Source organism: Shewanella sp. BF02_Schw (assembly GCF_014596695.2).
Classification (GTDB): domain Bacteria; phylum Pseudomonadota; class Gammaproteobacteria; order Enterobacterales; family Shewanellaceae; genus Shewanella.
The window spans coordinates 1075494-1094877 of record NZ_JABKAW020000001.1; the positions used below are offsets into that span (position 1 = coordinate 1075494).

Annotated in this window: 17 protein-coding genes; 11 read left to right on the top strand and 6 right to left on the bottom strand. The window is 41.8% G+C overall.

The features are described from left to right. Positions 1–48: 48 nt before the first annotated feature. From HNW13_RS04880 to HNW13_RS04890, 3 genes are read right to left on the bottom strand one after another with little or no spacing between them, the layout of a single operon-like run. On the bottom strand, positions 49–1041 hold the full coding sequence (locus HNW13_RS04880; RefSeq protein ID WP_192115114.1) for a peptidoglycan binding protein CsiV: 993 nt from the start codon (positions 1039–1041) through the stop codon (positions 49–51). After that, positions 1031–4567 (bottom strand): transcription-repair coupling factor, encoded by a 3537-nt coding sequence (mfd, locus tag HNW13_RS04885; RefSeq protein WP_192115113.1) that lies wholly within the window; start codon positions 4565–4567, stop codon positions 1031–1033. Before mfd ends, HNW13_RS04880 begins: the two co-directional genes overlap by 11 nt. 54 nt (positions 4568–4621) lie before the next feature. Then, positions 4622–5221, bottom strand: coding sequence for a hypothetical protein (locus HNW13_RS04890; RefSeq protein ID WP_192115112.1), 600 nt, complete (start codon positions 5219–5221; stop codon positions 4622–4624). A 157-nt stretch (positions 5222–5378) separates the two neighbouring features. On the opposite strand from HNW13_RS04890, the gene HNW13_RS04895 reads away from it, so the two are divergent. From HNW13_RS04895 to HNW13_RS04915, 5 genes are read left to right on the top strand one after another with little or no spacing between them, the layout of a single operon-like run. Beyond that, positions 5379–6623: a lipoprotein-releasing ABC transporter permease subunit gene (locus tag HNW13_RS04895; RefSeq protein WP_192115111.1), complete on the top strand. Its 1245-nt coding sequence runs from the start codon at positions 5379–5381 to the stop codon at positions 6621–6623. 8 nt (positions 6624–6631) lie between these two features. Continuing rightward, positions 6632–7336: a lipoprotein-releasing ABC transporter ATP-binding protein LolD gene (lolD, locus tag HNW13_RS04900; RefSeq protein WP_162024358.1), complete on the top strand. Its 705-nt coding sequence runs from the start codon at positions 6632–6634 to the stop codon at positions 7334–7336. Continuing rightward, entirely contained in the window at positions 7333–8574 is a 1242-nt protein-coding gene (gene lolE / locus HNW13_RS04905; protein WP_192115110.1) for a lipoprotein-releasing ABC transporter permease subunit LolE, read from the top strand. Before lolD ends, lolE begins: the two co-directional genes overlap by 4 nt. Positions 8575–8598: 24 nt before the next feature. After that, on the top strand, positions 8599–9180 hold the full coding sequence (locus HNW13_RS04910) for a GNAT family protein (RefSeq protein WP_192115109.1): 582 nt from the start codon (positions 8599–8601) through the stop codon (positions 9178–9180). 14 nt (positions 9181–9194) lie between these two features. Then, a complete protein-coding gene (locus HNW13_RS04915) occupies positions 9195–9437 on the top strand; it encodes a DUF3624 domain-containing protein (RefSeq protein WP_192115108.1) in 243 nt (80 codons plus the stop codon). Positions 9438–9649: 212 nt separating this feature from the next. On the opposite strand, the gene HNW13_RS04920 is transcribed toward HNW13_RS04915, so the two are convergent. After that, the gene (locus tag HNW13_RS04920) at positions 9650–10444 is read right to left on the bottom strand and encodes a siderophore-interacting protein (protein WP_192115107.1); all 795 of its coding nucleotides are present in this window, start codon (positions 10442–10444) and stop codon (positions 9650–9652) included. A 199-nt stretch (positions 10445–10643) separates the two neighbouring features. Between HNW13_RS04920 and HNW13_RS04925 the strand changes: the two genes are divergently transcribed. Beyond that, on the top strand, positions 10644–11075 hold the full coding sequence (locus tag HNW13_RS04925) for a MarR family winged helix-turn-helix transcriptional regulator (protein WP_101086853.1): 432 nt from the start codon (positions 10644–10646) through the stop codon (positions 11073–11075). A 72-nt stretch (positions 11076–11147) separates the two neighbouring features. On the opposite strand, the gene HNW13_RS04930 is transcribed toward HNW13_RS04925, so the two are convergent. Next, positions 11148–11654: a DUF2062 domain-containing protein gene (locus HNW13_RS04930; RefSeq protein WP_192115106.1), complete on the bottom strand. Its 507-nt coding sequence runs from the start codon at positions 11652–11654 to the stop codon at positions 11148–11150. Between the two features lie 76 nt (positions 11655–11730). Here HNW13_RS04930 and HNW13_RS04935 point away from each other — a divergent pair, with 76 nt between their 5' ends. The 5 genes from HNW13_RS04935 to HNW13_RS04955 all read left to right on the top strand — a co-directional run bounded on the left by HNW13_RS04935 (position 11731) and on the right by HNW13_RS04955 (position 18350). After that, entirely contained in the window at positions 11731–14181 is a 2451-nt protein-coding gene (locus HNW13_RS04935) for a DNA internalization-related competence protein ComEC/Rec2 (RefSeq protein ID WP_279575198.1), read from the top strand. A gap of 37 nt (positions 14182–14218) precedes the next feature. Further along, positions 14219–16021: a lipid A export permease/ATP-binding protein MsbA gene (msbA, locus tag HNW13_RS04940; RefSeq protein ID WP_101086856.1), complete on the top strand. Its 1803-nt coding sequence runs from the start codon at positions 14219–14221 to the stop codon at positions 16019–16021. Between the two features lie 16 nt (positions 16022–16037). Further along, positions 16038–17045: a tetraacyldisaccharide 4'-kinase gene (gene lpxK / locus HNW13_RS04945; protein ID WP_192115104.1), complete on the top strand. Its 1008-nt coding sequence runs from the start codon at positions 16038–16040 to the stop codon at positions 17043–17045. Beyond that, complete coding sequence (locus HNW13_RS04950) at positions 17035–17211, top strand: Trm112 family protein (protein WP_101086858.1); 177 nt, start codon at positions 17035–17037, stop codon at positions 17209–17211. The genes lpxK and HNW13_RS04950 overlap by 11 nt, the downstream gene beginning before the upstream one ends. A gap of 407 nt (positions 17212–17618) precedes the next feature. Further along, on the top strand, positions 17619–18350 hold the full coding sequence (locus tag HNW13_RS04955; protein ID WP_123884430.1) for a serine/threonine protein phosphatase: 732 nt from the start codon (positions 17619–17621) through the stop codon (positions 18348–18350). A 117-nt stretch (positions 18351–18467) separates the two neighbouring features. Here HNW13_RS04955 and HNW13_RS04960 read toward each other — a convergent pair whose 3' ends face one another. Continuing rightward, positions 18468–19352 (bottom strand): MBL fold metallo-hydrolase, encoded by an 885-nt coding sequence (locus HNW13_RS04960; protein WP_101086860.1) that lies wholly within the window; start codon positions 19350–19352, stop codon positions 18468–18470. Between the last annotated feature and the right edge of the window lie 32 nt (positions 19353–19384).

The window sequence follows — 19384 nt, forward strand, 5'->3', positions numbered from 1 at the left end:
AAAACCGGATCAATTGATCCGGTTTTTTAGTCTTAAGCTATCGAGCTGTTAACCAGTATAAGGTGCTGGTTGGCTAGTGGTAGCACGCTCGGTTAAATCAATGGGTTTAACATTAGTCGGTTGAGACATTTTTCGAATTTGCATCACAACACCCAATTGCGGGTGATCAAAGTAGTGGATCTCGCCACTGCGCACACGACGATTCTGGATAAGCGGGATGCTTTCTAAATAAGGTGCTAGTTGCTTTTTACCTTCTATTTCTAGAGCGGCATATTCATTAAACTCTAAAGGACTTGATTCAAGCATTTTTTGAGTCGGTTTACGCAAAGCCAGATTATTTTCAATATACAGATAATGGCTGAGATAAATGTTTATCGAGCCATCTAATTCCCATACAGGACCTATTTTTGGCGCTTCATAAGCGTTACCTAAGGCACCAAATTCTGTACTTGGCATGGCTTCTGTTTGAGTTGTTTTTTTGACCGCTAAGCCATGATATTCAAAACTCTTTGAAAAATCCTTACCACCAAATATACGCACTGGTTTAGCGCGTCTACGCGACTGCATATTTTGTTGCCAGGTTAAATGCACTAGGCTTTTAACATAAGGTTCGCGACTGATCGTTCGAATTAAGTCATTAAACTTACCTTGGCTTTGAGCCAGCAGTAATGGGCCTTGACCTAAATATGCGGTTTGTGGCTTGTTGGCTCCGATATTAAACGGAACTTCGCTTGGATGGGCCGCGATACTGTTACTGACTTTTGGGTCATTACAGTTACTGGCGCCATTGGTCCAGTCGGTTGAAGTACAACCATTTAAGCCAACTGCAACCCCGGTTATGTCGGTACTGATCACTGGCGTAATGATATCCACAGTGTCTTTACTGAGCTTTGGTGGTGTGGCATTGAGCCATTTTTCAACAGACGGCTGTTGGCGTTCAAATACAAACACTTCAACTTCAAACCATGATTCTGCATGGGCTGAAAAGCTGTGGGATAGCGCTGTGATAGCGGCGATAGAAATCGCAAGTTTACGAAGCACTATTTGTCTCCAAAATTTGATGTTTAGCGAACTGTTCAAGCAGGGTGTTGATTAACTCAAGACGCTCTTTGCTTGTGTCAGCAGGAATGTTGAACTTTAACTTATTTGGCCCGTCCATTCGATAGATTTGTGGTTGGTTTTGCAACAAACCAATAATAAACATCGGATCGACGTGATTTTCTTGACCAAATTCGACACTGCCACCTTTGGCGTGCATTTCTATTTTGACAATACCTAACGCGGTTGCTTGATGTTTATACAGAGTAATCGCCATTAAATTTCGGGTTGGCACAGGTAACATACCAAATCGGTCAATAAATTCGACTTTAAGTTCATCGAGCATGGTGTCGGTTTCGCAGTTAGCGATACGTTTATACAATGATAAGCGCATATTAACATCACTGACGTAATCTTCTGGTAATAACGCCGGAATGCGTAAATCGATTTCTGCTTTGGCACTCATCATATAGGCTAAAGAAGGCTCTTTCCCTTCTTTGAGGGCTTTTACGGCTGATTCCAGCATTTCCATGTATAAGCTAAAACCAATTTTTGAGATATGGCCGCTTTGTTCATCGCCGAGCAATTCACCCGCACCACGAATTTCTAAATCTTGGGTGGCGAGTAAAAATCCTGCGCCAAGATCTTCTAGGGCTTCAATGGCTGCAAGACGTTTACGGGCATCTGGGGTCATACGTTTAGGATGAGGCGTCATCATATAAGCATAAGCTTGGTGATGCGATCGCCCAACACGACCTCGTAGCTGATGCAACTGTGCTAAACCGAACATGTCAGCTCGGTCGATAATGATGGTATTAGCACTGGGTACGTCAATACCCGTTTCAATAATGGTGGTACATACCAACACGTTAAACCGCTGATGATAAAAGTCTGTCATGACTTTTTCAAGATCGCGCTCACGCATTTGCCCATGGGCTGTGATAACACGAGCTTCTGGAAGTAAATCGCGAATGTTTTGCGCGGTTTTTTCAATGGTCTCAACATTGTTATGCAGATAATACACTTGGCCACCACGCAAAATTTCACGCAAGATGGCTTCTCGTGCCGTGGCTTTGTCATATTCACGCACAAAGGTTTTTACTGCCAAACGTTTAGCTGGTGGGGTGGCGATAATCGATAAATCTCGCATACCCGACATGGCCATGTTCAATGTCCGCGGAATCGGTGTGGCGGTGAGGGTTAAAATGTCGACATTGGCACGTAATGCTTTAATTTTTTCTTTTTGACGCACACCAAAGCGGTGTTCTTCGTCGATGACTAATAATCCGAGGTTGTCGAAGTTAGCTTCTGATGACAGTAATTTATGAGTGCCGATAACGATATCGACTTTACCTTCAGACAGTTGTTCAACAACACTGCTTTGTTCTTTAGCGGTTCTAAAGCGTGACATCACTTCAATAACGATAGGCCAATCAGCGAAACGGTCTTTAAAGTTTTCGTAGTGTTGCTGGGCAAGCAGGGTAGTCGGCACTAACACCACCACTTGTTTACCGGCATTCACGGCGACAAATGCTGCTCGCATGGCCACTTCTGTTTTGCCAAAACCTACGTCACCACAGACTAAGCGATCCATTGCGCGTGGTGCTTGCATGTCTTCAAGTACTGCGTGAATGGCACTTTCTTGGTCGACGGTCTCTTCAAATGGGAAACCTTGACTGAATTGGGCGTATTCTTCTTCATCAATACTCATTGCATCGCCAGGACGAGCTTGACGACGGGCATAGACATCCAACAATTCAGCGGCCACATCACGAATACGTTCTATGGCTTTTTTCTTGGCCTTAGCCCAGGTTTCGTTACCTAACTTATTGAGGTGAGTATTACCATCGCCGCTGGCATTATAGCGACTGATAAGGTGCAGTGACGACACTGGCACATACAACTTGTCGCCACCTGAATATTCCAGTTTTAAATATTCTGCAACCAAACCGCCAGTATCAAGCGTTTCTAATCCTTGGTATAACGCAACACCGTGCTCTAGGTGGACAATCGGTTGACCGACTTTAAGTTCAGCCAGGTTTTTGACTAAAACATCGGTGCTAACTTGTTTTTGTTTTTCGCGGCGACGTTGCTGCGAAATACGCTGACCAAACAGTTCGGTTTCACAAATGATGCTTACTGCACCTTTTGCGGTGTCGGTTAGCACACAACCTCGCGCTAAAGGCGACACGATTAAGCCTATATTGTCTTTGGCTGCGAGGTAGTCGTTAAGATGAGCAAACTGCTTGGGTTTAATGTCAATTTTGGCAAACAAGTCTAACAGGGCTTCTCGGCGGCCTTCCGATTCGGCACTAAACACTAATTTTGGATGCTGCTGACAATACTCTTGTAACGCAATGAGTGGTTGTTTGAGTTTATGGTTAGCATTGATGTCAGGCAGTGTTTCAACGTTAGCGATGAGGGTATGCGTTGGAAGTGCAACTTCAGCTAGCGGCTCGCCGGCATTATTGGTGTCGGTGGCAATATATTGCTGTAATAATTGGGTACGAGTAAAAGATTTAAATGCCGCGAATAATTCATCATTAAGCAAGTAAAGTTCTTTTGGCGCCAATAACGGCCTTAGTGGATCAACTCGTCGGTCTTCGTAACGGACATTGACTTCATGTAAGTGCGCTAAGCTGGCTTTTTCAATATTGCCTAAGGTGAGCAGTTGACTGTTTTGCGGCAAATAATCAAACAATGTGGCCGTGTCATCGAAAAATAACGGTAAGTAGTTTTCAATGCCTGCGGGCATTAAATTACGGCTGACGAGTTGATAAACTGATTCGGCCTCTTTTGAAATTACTTCAAAGCGACGACGATAACGTTGTCTAAAACCTTCAATAGCATTGCTGTCGGTGGGGAATTCCTTGGCTGGCAGCATGCGAATAGCATCGCGAGCCATGCCTGAACGCTGAGTATCAACATCAAAAAAACGTATCGATTCAACTTCATCATCAAACAATTCTATGCGTAATGGTTGTTTTGAGCCAGTAGGAAAAATATCGATAATAGAGCCACGAATAGCAAACTCACCATGTTCGTATACTTGATCGACGATATGGTAACCGGTATCAGTAAGGTGTTGTCTGGCTTGCTGTAAACTGTATGTGTCGCCTTTATTAAGCACCATGACATTGGCAGTCATAAATGATTTAGGAGGTAGGCGAACCATTAAGGTATTTACCGGTACGATGACCACATTGTGCTGGCTTTGACCAATATTGGCTAAGGTTTCAAGTCGCTGCGATATTAAGTCTTGGTGCGGCGAAAAGCTATCGTAAGGCAAAGTTTCACGATCGGGGAACAAACATACATTCACATTGATGTGGTTTAATAAATAACTCAGTTCGACCTCAAGCGACAACGCACTAGGCGTATCGTGAGTGACAATAATACTGGTGCCAGGATGGTTATTGATTAAGTTGGCGAGGGTGATGGCTTGCGACACGCCACCCAATGTTGCCAAAGTTTGCGTTTGTTGGCCTTTTTTTACACTCGGCGGCGTGAGTACACTAAATAGGTTCATTGAAATCTTTGTCAGTTCCGTTTGCGATCAAGTCGTATTGAATGAGGCGAGGCTTCAGCTACGCTGTTTATCGATATTCTGTTTACGTTTTTTGAGCATTTTTTGTTGTACATTCAAGCTTGCTTTAACTAATTGCTCAATATCATCTTCAAGTATTTGGCTAAATTCAAGTTCACAGCGCCAATATGCGGTTTTGATGGCGTCATCTGTTGATACTGGGGTGCAGCTTTGTATTTGGCACAGACACAGCAATGCCACTAATTCTGTATGCAAATAGATGTGGGTCTTAACGTATTCATTTACAACTAATGGACGTGAAGAAAGGATACTAATTCCACTGCCACCAAATTGATCACCTTTAAATAACTCACCATCTTGAACTTCTTTTTCCAACACGTGTTGCAATACTAAATCGACTTTACGCGATTGTAGCTTTAAAAAATCCACTACGGCTTTAGCATCATTGTCTAAATTGCGCAGTTGCAGTAAACAATTTGCTTCAAGACTTTTCACTTCGGTCAGTAGTTTTAACCCAACAGATTGCATGTCGCGGAGTTCATCATCTGTGGGTAAAGCTTGGTTTGCATCCCACGAAGTTAAGTACACATTAAAGTGGTGAGGCACACTAAAATAAGAATTGCTGTCAGGTATCAAGGTTTGCCTCTTTATTTATCACACTAATAGCCCTATTATCGTGCCCAACTTAATGATTTAGCAAGTCATAGACGCTGGCTTGTTGTTTTCATATTCACATTTTGCCTGATTGTCTGACTTATACGCCCCAATAGGCGCACAGGATTAGTATTTTTTTATGAATTTAGGATTTTCTTTTTTTATTGGCTACCGTTACTGGCGAGCCCGAAAAGCGAATGCTTTTGCCTCTTTTATTACCTTCTTTGCGGTATCGGGTATTTTTTTAGGTGTTGCAGCATTGATAGTGGTCAGTTCAGTGATGAATGGACTCGAAGGCCAGCTAAAAAATCGCATTTTAGGGGCTGTGCCACAAATGACCCTGATCAGTGATATGGGATTTAGGGATTGGCAACAAAGTAGCCAAAGCCTGTTGGCGGACAAATATTTACTACAAAATATTCGTGGCATTGTGCCTAGTGCGACCACTCAAGCCATGATCCAATCGAGCAGTAACATTCAAGCTATACAAATGTATGGGGTTTACCCAGAGCTTGAGCAATCATTGTCGAGCATTGCGGCTCATACTTATTCAGATGCTTTTTCAACGTTACAAGCTGGCAAGTATTCAATTGTGCTCGGCACTGATCTAGCTCGCAAATTAGACGTTAAAGCGGGTGATAAGGTTAGAGTGTTAAGCGGTGACGGGGTGGTCTATTCACCCATGGGCCCGGTGCCGAGTCAGCGTAAATTTACCGTTGCTGGTGTATTTGAAATGGGCTCGCAAGTCGATTCCAGTGTTGCCTATGTGCATTATAATGATGCGCGTAAATTGATGCGCCAAGACAGTAATACCATTAATGAATTACGGGTATATTTGAACGATCCATTTTCCGCGCCAGCGTTAGCACCCAAAGTGGTTGCTGGATTTGCTAAGCAAAATATTGAAATCCAAACCAGCGACTGGCGGCAAGACTTTGGCCACTTATTCTCGGCCGTTAAGATGGAAAAAAACATGATGTCGTTGATGTTAAGTTTAATCGTTGCTGTTGCCGCGTTTAATATGGTGTCGGCATTGGTCATGATGGTGGTCGATAAAACCACTGATGTTGCTGTACTCAAAACACAAGGTGTCACAACCTCGTCTGTGATGGGCATATTTATTGTGCAGGGATTATTAAATGCTTTGTTAGGTTTAATTCTAGGGACGGTTGTTGGTATTGCTGTCACCTTGAATTTAAATGAAATTCTATCTGGTCTTGGTGTTTCTATTTTAGGTGTTGGGCAAACATTACCAGTGCAATTGTCGATAAATCAAATGAGTTATATTATTGTTGGCTCGCTATTAATTACCTTACTTGCCACTCTTTACCCTGCGCTATCGGCTGCAAGGGTTCAACCCGCTACTGCTTTGAGATACGAATAATGAGTCAAATACAAACCGCGTTATTACAAGTTAATCATGTCAGCAAGCAATATCATGATGGTGAAGTGACTACTCATGTATTGTCTGGAGTCGATTTAACGGTTTATAAAGGCGAACAATTGGCCATAGTGGGGAGTTCAGGTTCAGGTAAAAGTACCTTACTACACATTATGGGCACCTTAGATTCGCCAACGTCGGGTTCGGTATTACTTGATGGCGAAGACTTATATAAATTGTCTGCGGTACGCCAAGCACAAGTGCGTAATAACGATTTAGGCTTTATTTATCAGTTCCATCATTTATTACCCGAATTTACTGCGATTGAAAACGTCGCTATGCCTGCGTTTATCCAAGGTAGAGATAAAAAACAAGCTTTGGTTGATGCTAAAAGCTTACTAGATCGTGTTGGTTTGGGGCATCGATTACATCATATCCCAGCGCAATTGTCTGGTGGCGAACGTCAACGTGTTGCGATAGCACGGGCATTAATAAACAAGCCCAAGTTAGTGTTAGCCGATGAGCCAACGGGTAATTTAGATGCCAGTAGTGCAGATAATGTTTATGCGATGATCCGCGAGCTGGCTCAGCAATTTGATACTGCGTTTGTTGTAGTGACTCATGATCATAAATTAGCCGCTAAAATGGACCGTCAATTGACCATGAAAGATGGTGTGTTACAAGTGGTTCCTAATAGTGCAGGGCAGGCCGAATGAGTCAGTGGTTACCATTAACAATTGGTTGGCGTTTTTTTCGTGCCAGGCAATCAAATCGTTTTATCGGTTTTATTTCATTTGCTTCAACTGCGGGCATTGCGTTAGGCGTCGGTGTACTGATTGTGTTGTTGTCGGCCATGAATGGCTTTGAAAAAGAATTGCAACAACGTTTATTGGGCGTGGCATCTCATGGTGAACTTGTTGGTGTGAATGAACCCATCGCCGACTGGCAGGTAATTGCTAAAAGCGCACAAAACTTACCACAAATTACCGGTGTAGCACCGTTTATTCGCTTGCAAGGGTTAGTGCAAAAGCCGAGTGGTTTTCAAGGACTGGTGGTAACGGGTATTGATATTAACCATGAAGCTGATGTGTCGAGCATTAACCAATACATGTCTACAGAGGCATGGCAGTCGTTACAGGGCGATCAAAATAATATTGTTTTAGGCCGTAGTTTATTGACTAAATTAGAGCTTAATGTCGGCGACACGTTAGCTATGTTCACCCCAGATGCCAATAAGAGTCAATTAACCTCGGCTAAAAGTCATCGGTTTGTGGTCTCTGGTGTATATGATGTCGGCGGGGAAATTGAATCAATCCAGGCTTATACATCGATGGAGTATCTGGCTGATATGTTAACGCTAGGGACTTCGGTTAGCGGAGTACGCATTCAAGTCGCTAATGTACTTAATGCAGCGAGCATTACTCGTGATTTGGGGTTCGCCCAAGAACAATATTTATACATTAATGATTGGACTCGCTCACAAGGGCATGTCTATCAAGATATTCAGTTAGTGCGTATAGTGATGTACTTGGTATTAGCGCTGGTGATTGCTGTGGCGTGCTTTAACATTGTGTCGACATTAGTGATGGCAGTACGTGATAAAGCCTCTGAAATTGCTATTTTAATGACAATGGGCATCAGTCGTGGCGCTATAATGACCATATTTATGTTACAGGGTGCATTAAATGGGCTTATGGGGTGCACTATTGGCGGTGTGTTTGGCGTCGCTTTTGCCTATAACTTGAGCGCGATAGCAAATGGCTTTGAGCAATTGTTGGGTATTCAGCTATTGGCGTCAGATATTTATTTTATCGACTTTTTACCGTCGCAACTTCACGGTAAAGATGTGATAGTCGTTATTGTTATGGGATTGGTCATGAGCTTACTTGCGACTATTTACCCCGCATGGAAAGCCACTAAAATAGCACCAGCGACAGCATTAGCGGGCAGGTAAACTCTATAAACGAACGAGGTTGATATGGACAGTAATGCTAGTTTGGATTCACTAAAGTGTCCTACGTTAACCTTGGGTAGTTTAATCATCAGGCCATTTAGTCTTAATGATTTAACGGCATTTACCGCCTATAGAGCGGATCCTAGTGTTGCGCGATATCAGAGTTGGACCGATTATCACTATCAAGATGCGCTAAACTTATTCAATTCGACCCATTACCAAGATTTTGCTAAAGCAGGGCAATGGTATCAATTAGCCATTAGTGATCAGCATGAGTTGTTAATGGGCGATCTGGCAGTACATTTTATTGATGACAACCAAGTTGAAGTCGGTTTTACGATCGCTCCTGCATTTCAAGGGCAGGGAATAGCAGCACAAGCGTTAACGCGTTTATTGCAATATTTGTTTGTGGAATTATCTCGCCATCGAGTTATTGCTCAAACTGACTGCCTCAATCTAGCCAGTGCAGCGCTTTTAGAAAAGTTGCAGTTTCGTCGTGAAGGCCATTTTATTAACAATGTGTTTTTTAAAGGTGCATGGGGTGATGAGTATCTATATGCCATGTTGGCGAGCGAGTTTGATAATCAATATCCTCAGCATAAATGATAAAGAAAATTGTAATGTCCTGTAACCAATGTTCCGACTCTGTTTTTAGACAAAAAATTGGCCGCTGTAAACGTTGCATGTGGCAATTAACCCTACTGAGCATAATTGCATGGCCACTTTGGTGGTATTGCTATGCGGACACGCCTAAGACCGTAGAATCCATTGCATTACTTTTCTTTGCTCTTAGTTTCAGTGGATTACTTACACTGCATTTGGTGGTGTGGACTTATCGCAGTCTAAAGAGCCTCCGCTTGTAATCTACCGCGTCAAAACAGTCCTTTTACCGGCTAATTGTGTAGCATTTATTGGCAGTGGATATACTTTTGACGCAGCAAGTCATCAAATACTGCGCCTTGTTCAACCAAATTATTTACAGTCTCAAAAATAACAAGTTTGAATGAAAATCGTCAAATTTTGATTGTTATTTCCCATCACTTAATCAGTGCTTTGCTTAACTGAACAAAAGTCACTACAGCGGCTGCATCTGTTTTTGTTTACCAAAGGTGTCAGCATCAGTATTTCGCTTCCAGTACCCTGTAGCACTGATTGCACTTAATGGTAATTGTTGTTGCTCAAGCAAGTATTGCTTTACTAATCTCACTTGGGTAGCTTCTAAGCCGACAAAAACGTGTGTGTCTGACGGTAAATCACCAAACTGTTCAAGTTTATCTAACAACCAAGCTATCTGTTGTTCAGCAGTGATACCGTCATTAAGTACTAACCAATGGGTTTTCAATAATGGGTGCTGGCTGAGCAGTGTTTGCTCTTGCTGGCTATTCACCAACATAATGATATGCCCTTTAGCTGTAGCGGGGATCCGCTTTATCAATGCATCAACGGCATTGATAGACGTGGAATCCCCAAATAATAGGTAGTTACTAACATCAAATCGATTCATTTTTAATGGCCCTGGCCCTGCAATTGCCACAGTATCGCCAACGTTAGCTGATTTTGCCCAATCGGTTGCTGGCCCCGTGTGCTTATTTATCACAAAATCTAAGCTAAGTTGGCCAAGCACATGATCAAACTCCCTGATGGTATATGAGCGCTTAATCGCAGCATTAGGACCGGTTAATGTCATATTTACGCTTGTTGCACCGGGTTGCGGGATTAATACTTTTACATAGGCCCCTTGTTGATCGACAGGGAAATTGGCCAGTTGCTCACCACTCAACACCACTCTTCGTAAATAAGGGCTGATTTCAATGATGTCACTGATAAAAGTTAATCTGGCTGGTGATTTTTTGGCTGGTGGATTATTCATATTAACTGGCCTGTCGTATAGGTTAGCAAAACGTTGGGAGTAATTATTCGTTTGCTGTAACTGATAATTGCATTACCCTTGTCGTTAGTAGATAATATCAACTATATCAATAGTTGTTGATAAAGTCAACTAGTTGCTGTTTGTTGTAATTGAATTTGATGCTGTTTATGGGGTATTAAAATGAATTTGAGGATGTCTTATGTCTGAAAATATAAAAGAGCCGCTGTTTAATTTATTACACAGTGTAAAGCGTTCATTGCGTCATGCTATTGATAGTGCTGAATTTGGGTTAACGCCGTTACATTTGCGGGTATTAAAAATTATTGCTAATCAAGATAAAAAAGTAACAGCAAATGATATTGTGCAGAAAACATTGATTGATAAGGCGCAACTGGCGCGGTTGATCAAAGAGTTAATTAATCTGAAGTATGCTGAAAAGTCAAACAATCCTAACGATAAACGCAGCTATTTTTTAGGTTTAAGCCCTGCGGGAGTTAAGGTTGTTATGAAATTGTCTATTGCAGAATTACGTGTGAATGAGTTAATGAAAAGTGGATTAACAGACCAAGAAATTACGGATTTTACGCGTTTAGCAAAGAAGATGGCGCAAAATTTAAATCAACACCTTTAGCCCATAGAAAAGGCCGCTACAGCGACCTTAATACGAGTACATGGGTAAAGTAGCCAATCAATCGAAGACTTTCTAACCTTTACGCTTTTGCCATTTAAACAAAACTGAATAGCGCCACATACTTTTAATGACAATAAACCCAACTAGCGCACTGATAATGCCAAGAGCTAAGCAACCAACGAGAAAGGGTGGGCCGATGGTTGATACAGATGCTTCAATCCATGCCCAGCTGGCTTCAAACTGAAATGCTTGTGCTTTATGACCTAGGATTTTAGCGCCTAACAAGTAGGCACCATAAAACATTATAGGCATCGTCAGTGGATTTGTTATCCATACCAGCGCCACAGCAACCGGAAGGTTGACGTTAAATATAATGGCAAATCCAGCAGCAACGACCATTTGAAATGGCATGGGGATCCAAGCCACAAATAGCCCAACAGCAAAGGCTCCTGGCGCTGATTTGCGATTTAATGCCCATAAATTAGGTTTGTGCAATAGTGTGCCAAACATCCGTAAATACTTATGTTCACGAAGTGTTTCTGGTTTTGGCATAAATCTTTGTATTAATTTTTTTGGCATATTTGTCGATTAATGTCTTAACTAATTCATTATGAATCGATTTATCTATGGCTTTTGCGCCTGTTCTTTATCAGCGATGTTATGGCCTTCGCTGGCACCAATATGGTGTTTGCCCATTCTATTCTTGGCTATGCTTCTTTGCCTTCGCAAAGGGCCGCTTATGGCTGGCTGTTTATTCGCCGTCATTTGGCTGAGCCTGTTGTTTCATTGTCTATATATGCATCAATATGCTGAAAAGTCGCAACAAATCGAGTTTAAGGCGCAGATAGTATCACTAGTTAGCCAAAACAGCGACTGGATTAGTTTTGATGTGCGCGTCATGGCAAAACCTTATCAAGACGCTTTTTTAGAGACGTTGTCGCTTAATAATGTGGAGCGATATTACCGATTAACATGGCAAAAGCCAGATAAAATTGTTGTTGGCCAAATATGGCAATTTAGTGCAAAGGTTAAAGGGATTTCGAGTATCCAAAATCAAGGTGGTTTTAACCAGCAAAAGTACTTTATTAGTAAACATATTGTAGCCAAAGGTCGAGTTAAGCAAGCTGAGTTGCTTAGTCACAGTGGATCGATGCGTCAACAGATCATGGAAACATTATCGCCTTTATTGGCACACTTTTCTCAGGGCGATATTTTACAAGCGTTGATTTTTGGTGATAAAAGCGCGTTAACCTCTGAACGTTGGCAGCAGTTGCGGCAGACAGGGGCAGGGCATTTAGTCGCGATTTCAGGTTTACATCTGGCGGTGGTTTTCGGTTTATTCTATGGCATTTTGATTGGGGTAAGTCGTTATGTTTTCTCTTGGCAGCATTTGGCTAAAATTCAACTCGCAATGGTATTTGCGGCAGCATTTACCTTAGGTTATGGCTACTTATCTGGGTTTGCTATTGCCACTCAACGCGCATTGCTGATGCTATTTTTATTGATGATATTCAGCTTTATTAAACAATTTAGTCATCATTGGGATCGACTTGTATATGCATTATTTTTTGTATTGTTGGTCGATCCTTTTGCGTCACTAGGTGCTGGGTTGTGGTTATCTTTTGGTGCATTGGTGATTATTTTATTGTCGGTGAAACCTGATTCGGTAGATCAACGTTCTAGCTTAGGCACTGCTCTTGTTAACCCAGACATTGAAGTTTCTAAGTTCACTTTGAGGGACAAATGTATCCAAAAATCTATACAGCTTAAGGATAAAATTTTACATGGACTTATTATATTGTGGTCTATTCAATGGCGTTTAGCGCTGTTACTCGGTGTTTTGCAAGGGATATTATTTGGTGGCATTGCACCTCATAGTATCTGGTTGAATATGCTGCTGGTACCTTGGTTTAGTTTGGTGGTTATTCCATTAACCATGCTGAGTTTTTGCATTTGGTTACTGGCGTTGTGCATCCTATGGTTGTTAGCGATTGATATTGTTTCATTGCAAAGCCTAAGCGTAATGATATTTCAGTGGGCTAATTTTAGTTTGGAGCCCTTTGCGTGGTTATTGCAGTTGAGTGATCGCTTGCCGTTAAAACAACTGGTGTTAACCGAACAAGAGTTAGCTGCGGGAGTCTTTTTTGTTTTTGCGCTGATATTGTTGATGTTACGCGGTTATGTGCCGAGTCAGCGCAAGTGGAGTTATCGCGTTATAGTGTCAGTGCTTATGCTGCCAGTCATCATGAACAAGTTAGTGACCCATGAGATATTGTTATCGCCAGCGTCTTCGTTAGGTTCAACACCATGGCAGCTTCATGCCATCGATGTGGCTCAAGGAATGGCTGTGGTTTTACAGCAAGGGCAGCACGGGGTTATTTACGACACTGGCGCTGCTTATGGCGAGTTCAGTTATGCTCAACGTGCGATATTGCCTTTTTTGGCGAGTAAGGGGATTCGTTATATTGATTATATTGTCGTGAGTCATGACGATAATGATCATGCTGGTGGATTAAACGTATTAGTCGAACAATTTCCACAGGCGACATTAATTGCTGATTTTTCAATGTCAGTCTCAGCCTTAACTGAATCATCACATGGCGTAAAAACTTGTGACGGTGAATTATTTTGGCGCGGTGTACAACTGAGTTTTATCCCAAATCTGTTAAGCGCCAATAGTAATGATAATAACCGCTCCTGCGTGGTTAAATTGTTTGACGGTCAATCTACAGTATTGTTAACCGGAGACATTGAAGCTCCACGAGAGCAAGTACTTCTCGCGGTAAATGCAGATATTCAAGCCGATATTTTATTCGTTCCGCACCACGGTAGTCGAACCTCATCTACCCAAGCCTTTATTGATAGTGTTAACCCCCAATTAGCTATTTTTACCGCAGGTTTCTCTAATCAATATGGTTTTCCTAAACCGGATATTGTGGCGCGGTATCAACAACAAGGCAGTAAAATATTACAAACTGGCCATGTCGGACAAATAAGCATCAACTTCACTGATGAAGGATACAAAGTGACCACTTATCGTCAGCAAATTGCCCCATTTTGGTATAACCGTTTGTTTAGATTTGGTGAGTCACTTAAAGCAGAGTAGAATGTTATTCATGTTTGCTAGTTAAGTATTGGATTCAATGTCAGCATCACCTAAAAATGAAATGTGGGTCGTTTTCAAACGTTTGATGGCCTATGTCGTACCGATGAAAGCCATGTTTATTATGGCTGTTCTAGGTCTTATTACTTATGGCGCTGTCGATGCAGCGTTTATCGCATTTATTAAGCCGTTTATTGATGAAGGCTTTAGTCAAACTCCAGCGATAGTCGCCGGTGTCGACTTACCAACACACGGTGGCTTTAACGCCAATAAAGACATTATGTTAATGGCCCCAATAGCGGTTATTTTAATGTTTAGTTTACGTGGTGTGGCTAACTTTGTGTCGACCTATTGTGTGTCATACATGAGTGCTCAGCTCATTATGGATATGCGTCAACAAGTGTTTGAGCATTACCTACGTTTACCTGTGAGTTATATTGACCGTGAAAATAGCGGTAATTTGATTTCGCGCGTTACGTTTGATACCGAACAAATTGCTCGAGCATCAGGCAGTGCGTTAATTTCAATCGTCCGAGACAGCATGACGGCCATCGGTATGTTAGGCATTATGTTCTACTATTCGTGGAAATTGTCGTTATGCATTTTGGTGATAGGCCCCATCATGGGCGTGGTTATCAGTGTTGTCAGCAAACGCTTTCGCAAGGTTTCTAAGCAAATTCAATCTGCAATGGGCGGTGTAACCGCAACCACAGAGCAGATGATTAAGGGCCATAAAAACGTATTAGTGTTTGGTGGACAAAAAACTGAGGTTGAACGCTTTTTTCAAGTTAACGATCGTAACCGCTACCAAAACATGAAACTTGCGGTTGCGCAGTCAATCAGCCAGCCGCTCATTATGGTGATTGGTTCATTCGCATTGGCGTTTGTGTTGTATGCCGCTACTTGGGATAGCATGAGAACGGATTTAACCGCTGGTACTTTTGCTGCTATTTTAGGCGCCATGTTAGCCATGCTACAACCGATTAAAAACTTAACCCGTGTTAATGCGGAATTTCAGCGTGGTATTGCCGCTTGTACCACAGTATTTGAATTATTAGACACCCCGCCAGAACCTGATAATGGCGCATTTAGTATCGATAGAGTTGAAGGTAAGTTGACCTTTGATAATGTGACATTTGCATATCCTGGCCAAGAAAAGTCAGCACTTAATGGGATTAATTTTGAAGTTAAGCCGGGTAAAACGGTTGCATTAGTAGGCCGTTCAGGCTCTGGTAAATCGACCATTGCCAGTTTGATTACTCGCTTTTATGGTAATTTATCAACTGGTGATATCCGTCTTGATGACACCAGTATTTATGATTACCAACTAAAATCACTGCGTAATCAAGTCGCTTTAGTGTCGCAACAAGTTACCTTGTTTAACGACACTATCGCCAATAATATTGCTTATGCTTATCCAGGTGAAGTGACTCGCGAACAAATTGTGCATGCAGCAGAATTAGCCTATGCCATGGAATTTATTGATACTTTACCTGAAGGTCTTGATACCCAAGTCGGCGAAAATGGTGTGTTGCTTTCAGGCGGCCAGCGCCAACGTATTGCCATTGCTCGCGCCATGTTACGTGATGCGCCAGTGTTAATTTTAGATGAAGCAACATCGGCATTGGATACTGAGTCGGAAAAAGCGATTCAAAAAGGCCTCGATAATCTTCGTCATAATCGCACCTCTATTGTGATTGCCCATCGCTTATCAACCATAGAAAGCGCTGATGAAATTTTGGTTATCGATCAAGGGAAAATTGTTGAACGCGGTAATCACAGTGAGTTAATTGCCCAAGCCGGTATTTACGCTAATCTTTACCAGATGCAGTTCAGTCAATAATGATTAGGTGGTTGTGATGCAACAGCTTATTCATCGCATTTGGTATCAAGGTCATCAAGCTAAATGGTTATTACTGCCGTTATCTGGGGTATTTTGGTTAATATCCACTATTAGGCGGTTACTGTTTAGTTGTGGGCTAAAACAAGCGCAAGTATTACCTGTCCCCGTAATAGTGGTGGGTAATATCACCGCGGGAGGCAGTGGTAAAACTCCAACAGTAATTTATTTAATTGAACTGTTACGCCAACATGGTTACAAGCCAGGTGTGATAAGCCGAGGCTATGGAGTTAATATCGATGGTGTTGTTGCTGTCAATCCTAATGCAAAAGCTAATGATGTAGGGGATGAGCCTGCAATGATAGTGGCTCGTACTCAAGTACCTATGGTTGTCGGTGCCAAGAGAGTGAGCGCAGCGCATACATTATTAGCAGACTTTGATGTTGATGTGATTATTAGTGATGATGGCTTACAGCATTATGCCTTAGGCCGTGATATCGAAATTGCTTTAGTGGATGGTGAGCGTCGTTATGGCAATCACTGCTTGTTACCCGCAGGCCCTTTACGTGAAGGTTTGTGGCGGTTAAATTCAGTTGATTTTGTGATAAATAATGGCGGACCAGCTCAAACCGGTGAAGTGCTGATGGCACTAGAGCCCGCGCCGCTTTGTCAGGTTGACAATAACCTAGACGATAAGTTTAATCAGCAACACAGTGTCGTTGCGATGGCGGGTATTGGTAACCCGCAACGTTTTTTTAATAGTATTAGCCAGTTAGGCTATAAAGTAGTACAAACAGTTGAGTTCGCAGATCACCAAGCTTTTGACCAAAAGCAATTAAGTGACTTATCCGTACAGCATTCATTATTAATGACTGAAAAAGATGCGGTTAAATGTCGCGATTTTGCACAATCAAACTGGTGGTATTTACCTGTAAATGCGAAGCTTAACTCAGAATTTGATCACGCATTGTTGAGCCAATTACAGCAAGTGGCTCAAACTAAAAAAGGATTGTCTCATGGCATTTGATAAAAAATTACTCGAAATTGTGGCCTGCCCAGTATGTAAAGGCAAGCTAGATTACGACAAAGAGTCGCAACAACTGATCTGCAAGTTTGATAAATTAGCGTACCCTATTACCGAAGGTATTCCGGTATTGTTAGAAAATCGTGCTACAGCGTTAGTGACTGAATAACGGTTCGATGATGTGAAAAATGATTGAATGATTAAGCGCCCAAAAGGGCGCTTTTTTTGTTTGAGGAAAGCCATTATATTGAGCTGCAACATTTTTCTTATTCAGCTATCAACAGTTTGCTCTTAGCTCCGTTTATCTAATCATTTTTACCTTAGTCATTAATCATGGTCATTTATCGTGTGTTCTATTTAATGATGAATTGATCGGATATTCATACTGATTAATATCAATGGTAACCAAATGTATCGTTTGTGTTTTTAGTTTGTATACAAGCTATGTATGAAGTTTTTATATAAAGCTAATATTCTATCAAAAAGCACTAAAAACCATTGATTTAATTGAGTTCTATAAACGTTAGTAAGATAATTTAGTCATCAGTAATAGTGAGTCGATGACTAGGTTGTTTTATGACTGAGAATGATGGTTTTCAACAACATGTGGCTAAGGTTTATCGTGAACACCGTGGCGAACGTGTAGTGCCTTTCGAATACCAAGGTAAGCGATATTGGTTGAAGCAAGTAGAGCATCTTGCAGGGGCGATGCGTTTATTAAAGCAAAACTCCACAGCTGCATTGCATAAAGAAATTGGTGTATTAAATACGCTAAGTCATTTAGGTGCACCAGTGCCTGCGGTTGTCGATTTTGGTGACGGTTACATGGTTGTCGAAGACGCAGGAAGTACCATTAATCATCTGCTCGAGCGTACAAGCCAAACCTTATGGCAACCCATTTTAAATGATGTCAGCGTAGCATTAGCGAAACTACACTCTATGCAGCTTGCTCATGGTCGTCCAGCCTTACGTGACATTAGCTGGCAAGCCGGTGAGGTTAAATTTATCGATTTTGAGGCGAATCAACAGCATAAATCAGTTGTCTCACAACAAATTCGAGATGTGTTGGTGTTTATCCATAGCTTATATCGCTATATTGGACCCAATAATAATGTGATTAATCAAGCTATTGCTTGTTATCGTTTAGCGGGTGGTGAAGCAATATGGCAAAAAGCCAAGCAATTTTTAGCTTCCTGGCAATGGTTATATTATTTCGCGAGACCTTTTCGAGATATTGGTGGAAAAGATTTGAAGCCAGTGTATTGGGTGTTGTGGCATTTCAGGCAAGCGCCTTTAACACTGGCATAGTGTCTGTAATACCTTTAACTACGTTGGTATTTTATACAAAAAGCTTGCCTAGACAGCAAGCTTTTTGTATGCAGACCGGTAGTGATCTTGATTGATATACCGAAATGGATTATCTAGTTAAGATTTTGCGGCTAGGTCTTGATATAAAGTTTCAATCCATTTATCTGCCGAGATAAATTCCCAAGCCCAATTAGCATATTTTGCTGGAACGCCCTGTTTTTTGATGGTGGCTAAATCATGGCCCATTTCAATTTCACCACGCATCCAATTAATACTGTCATCAAGCATATGCTTGAATTTTAGCAGTGCATTTTTATCGGCTAACTCGCCATGACCGGGTATTACCTTAGTTTTATTGTCTAAACGATCGAGGATCAAACTGACGTTTTCACGATAGCCTGTTACAGAGCCTCCCGCCGCTAAATCAATGTACGGAAAGCGGTCTTTAAAGTATAAATCGCCCATGTGAATAATATTTGCTTTTTGCCACATGACGACACTGTCACCATCGGTATGGCCTGGACCTAGGTGGATAACCTCTAAAGTATCTTGATTAAAATGAATTGAGATATTGTCTTCATAAGTGATAACGGGCAATGCTGACGCAGGAGTACTGCTATCCGCTTTGAGACGTTCGAGAACATTATGATGAGCTAAGATAGAGCCTGTTTCACCAAAGTGGGCGTTTCCACCCGTATGGTCACCATGGTAATGAGTATTAACGATGTATTTAGGCAAGCCAGGTTGAATATCATTAAGTGCGGCGGTAATTTTATCGGCTAAAGGTGCAAATTGATCATCAACAATTAATATGCCGTCATCTCCAGCAGAAACCGCAATATTGCCTCCGGCCCCGATAAACATGTAAGTATTATTGTCTAGTTTGTTGGATTTAATGACCACATCACTGAACTTATCATCAGCAATGGCTGACGTTTGAGCTAATGCAAGCATCGCTACTGCACTGAGTCCGATGATGTGACGTTGAAATGTTAGTTTCATGACGATCCCTCATTGCTGTCATAGCAATTATT

Coding starts and splice junctions, on each gene's coding strand:
- mfd (WP_192115113.1), bottom strand. CDS start 4,567: ATGAACCTATTTAGTGTACTCACGCCGCCGAGTGTAAAAAAAGGCCAA.
- HNW13_RS04895 (WP_192115111.1), top strand. CDS start 5,379: ATGAATTTAGGATTTTCTTTTTTTATTGGCTACCGTTACTGGCGAGCC.
- lolE (WP_192115110.1), top strand. CDS start 7,333: ATGAGTCAGTGGTTACCATTAACAATTGGTTGGCGTTTTTTTCGTGCC.
- HNW13_RS04910 (WP_192115109.1), top strand. CDS start 8,599: ATGGACAGTAATGCTAGTTTGGATTCACTAAAGTGTCCTACGTTAACC.
- HNW13_RS04915 (WP_192115108.1), top strand. CDS start 9,195: ATGTCCTGTAACCAATGTTCCGACTCTGTTTTTAGACAAAAAATTGGC.
- HNW13_RS04920 (WP_192115107.1), bottom strand. CDS start 10,444: ATGAATAATCCACCAGCCAAAAAATCACCAGCCAGATTAACTTTTATC.
- HNW13_RS04925 (WP_101086853.1), top strand. CDS start 10,644: ATGTCTGAAAATATAAAAGAGCCGCTGTTTAATTTATTACACAGTGTA.
- HNW13_RS04930 (WP_192115106.1), bottom strand. CDS start 11,654: ATGCCAAAAAAATTAATACAAAGATTTATGCCAAAACCAGAAACACTT.
- HNW13_RS04935 (WP_279575198.1), top strand. CDS start 11,731: ATGTTATGGCCTTCGCTGGCACCAATATGGTGTTTGCCCATTCTATTC.
- msbA (WP_101086856.1), top strand. CDS start 14,219: ATGTCAGCATCACCTAAAAATGAAATGTGGGTCGTTTTCAAACGTTTG.
- lpxK (WP_192115104.1), top strand. CDS start 16,038: ATGCAACAGCTTATTCATCGCATTTGGTATCAAGGTCATCAAGCTAAA.
- HNW13_RS04950 (WP_101086858.1), top strand. CDS start 17,035: ATGGCATTTGATAAAAAATTACTCGAAATTGTGGCCTGCCCAGTATGT.
- HNW13_RS04955 (WP_123884430.1), top strand. CDS start 17,619: ATGACTGAGAATGATGGTTTTCAACAACATGTGGCTAAGGTTTATCGT.
- HNW13_RS04960 (WP_101086860.1), bottom strand. CDS start 19,352: ATGAAACTAACATTTCAACGTCACATCATCGGACTCAGTGCAGTAGCG.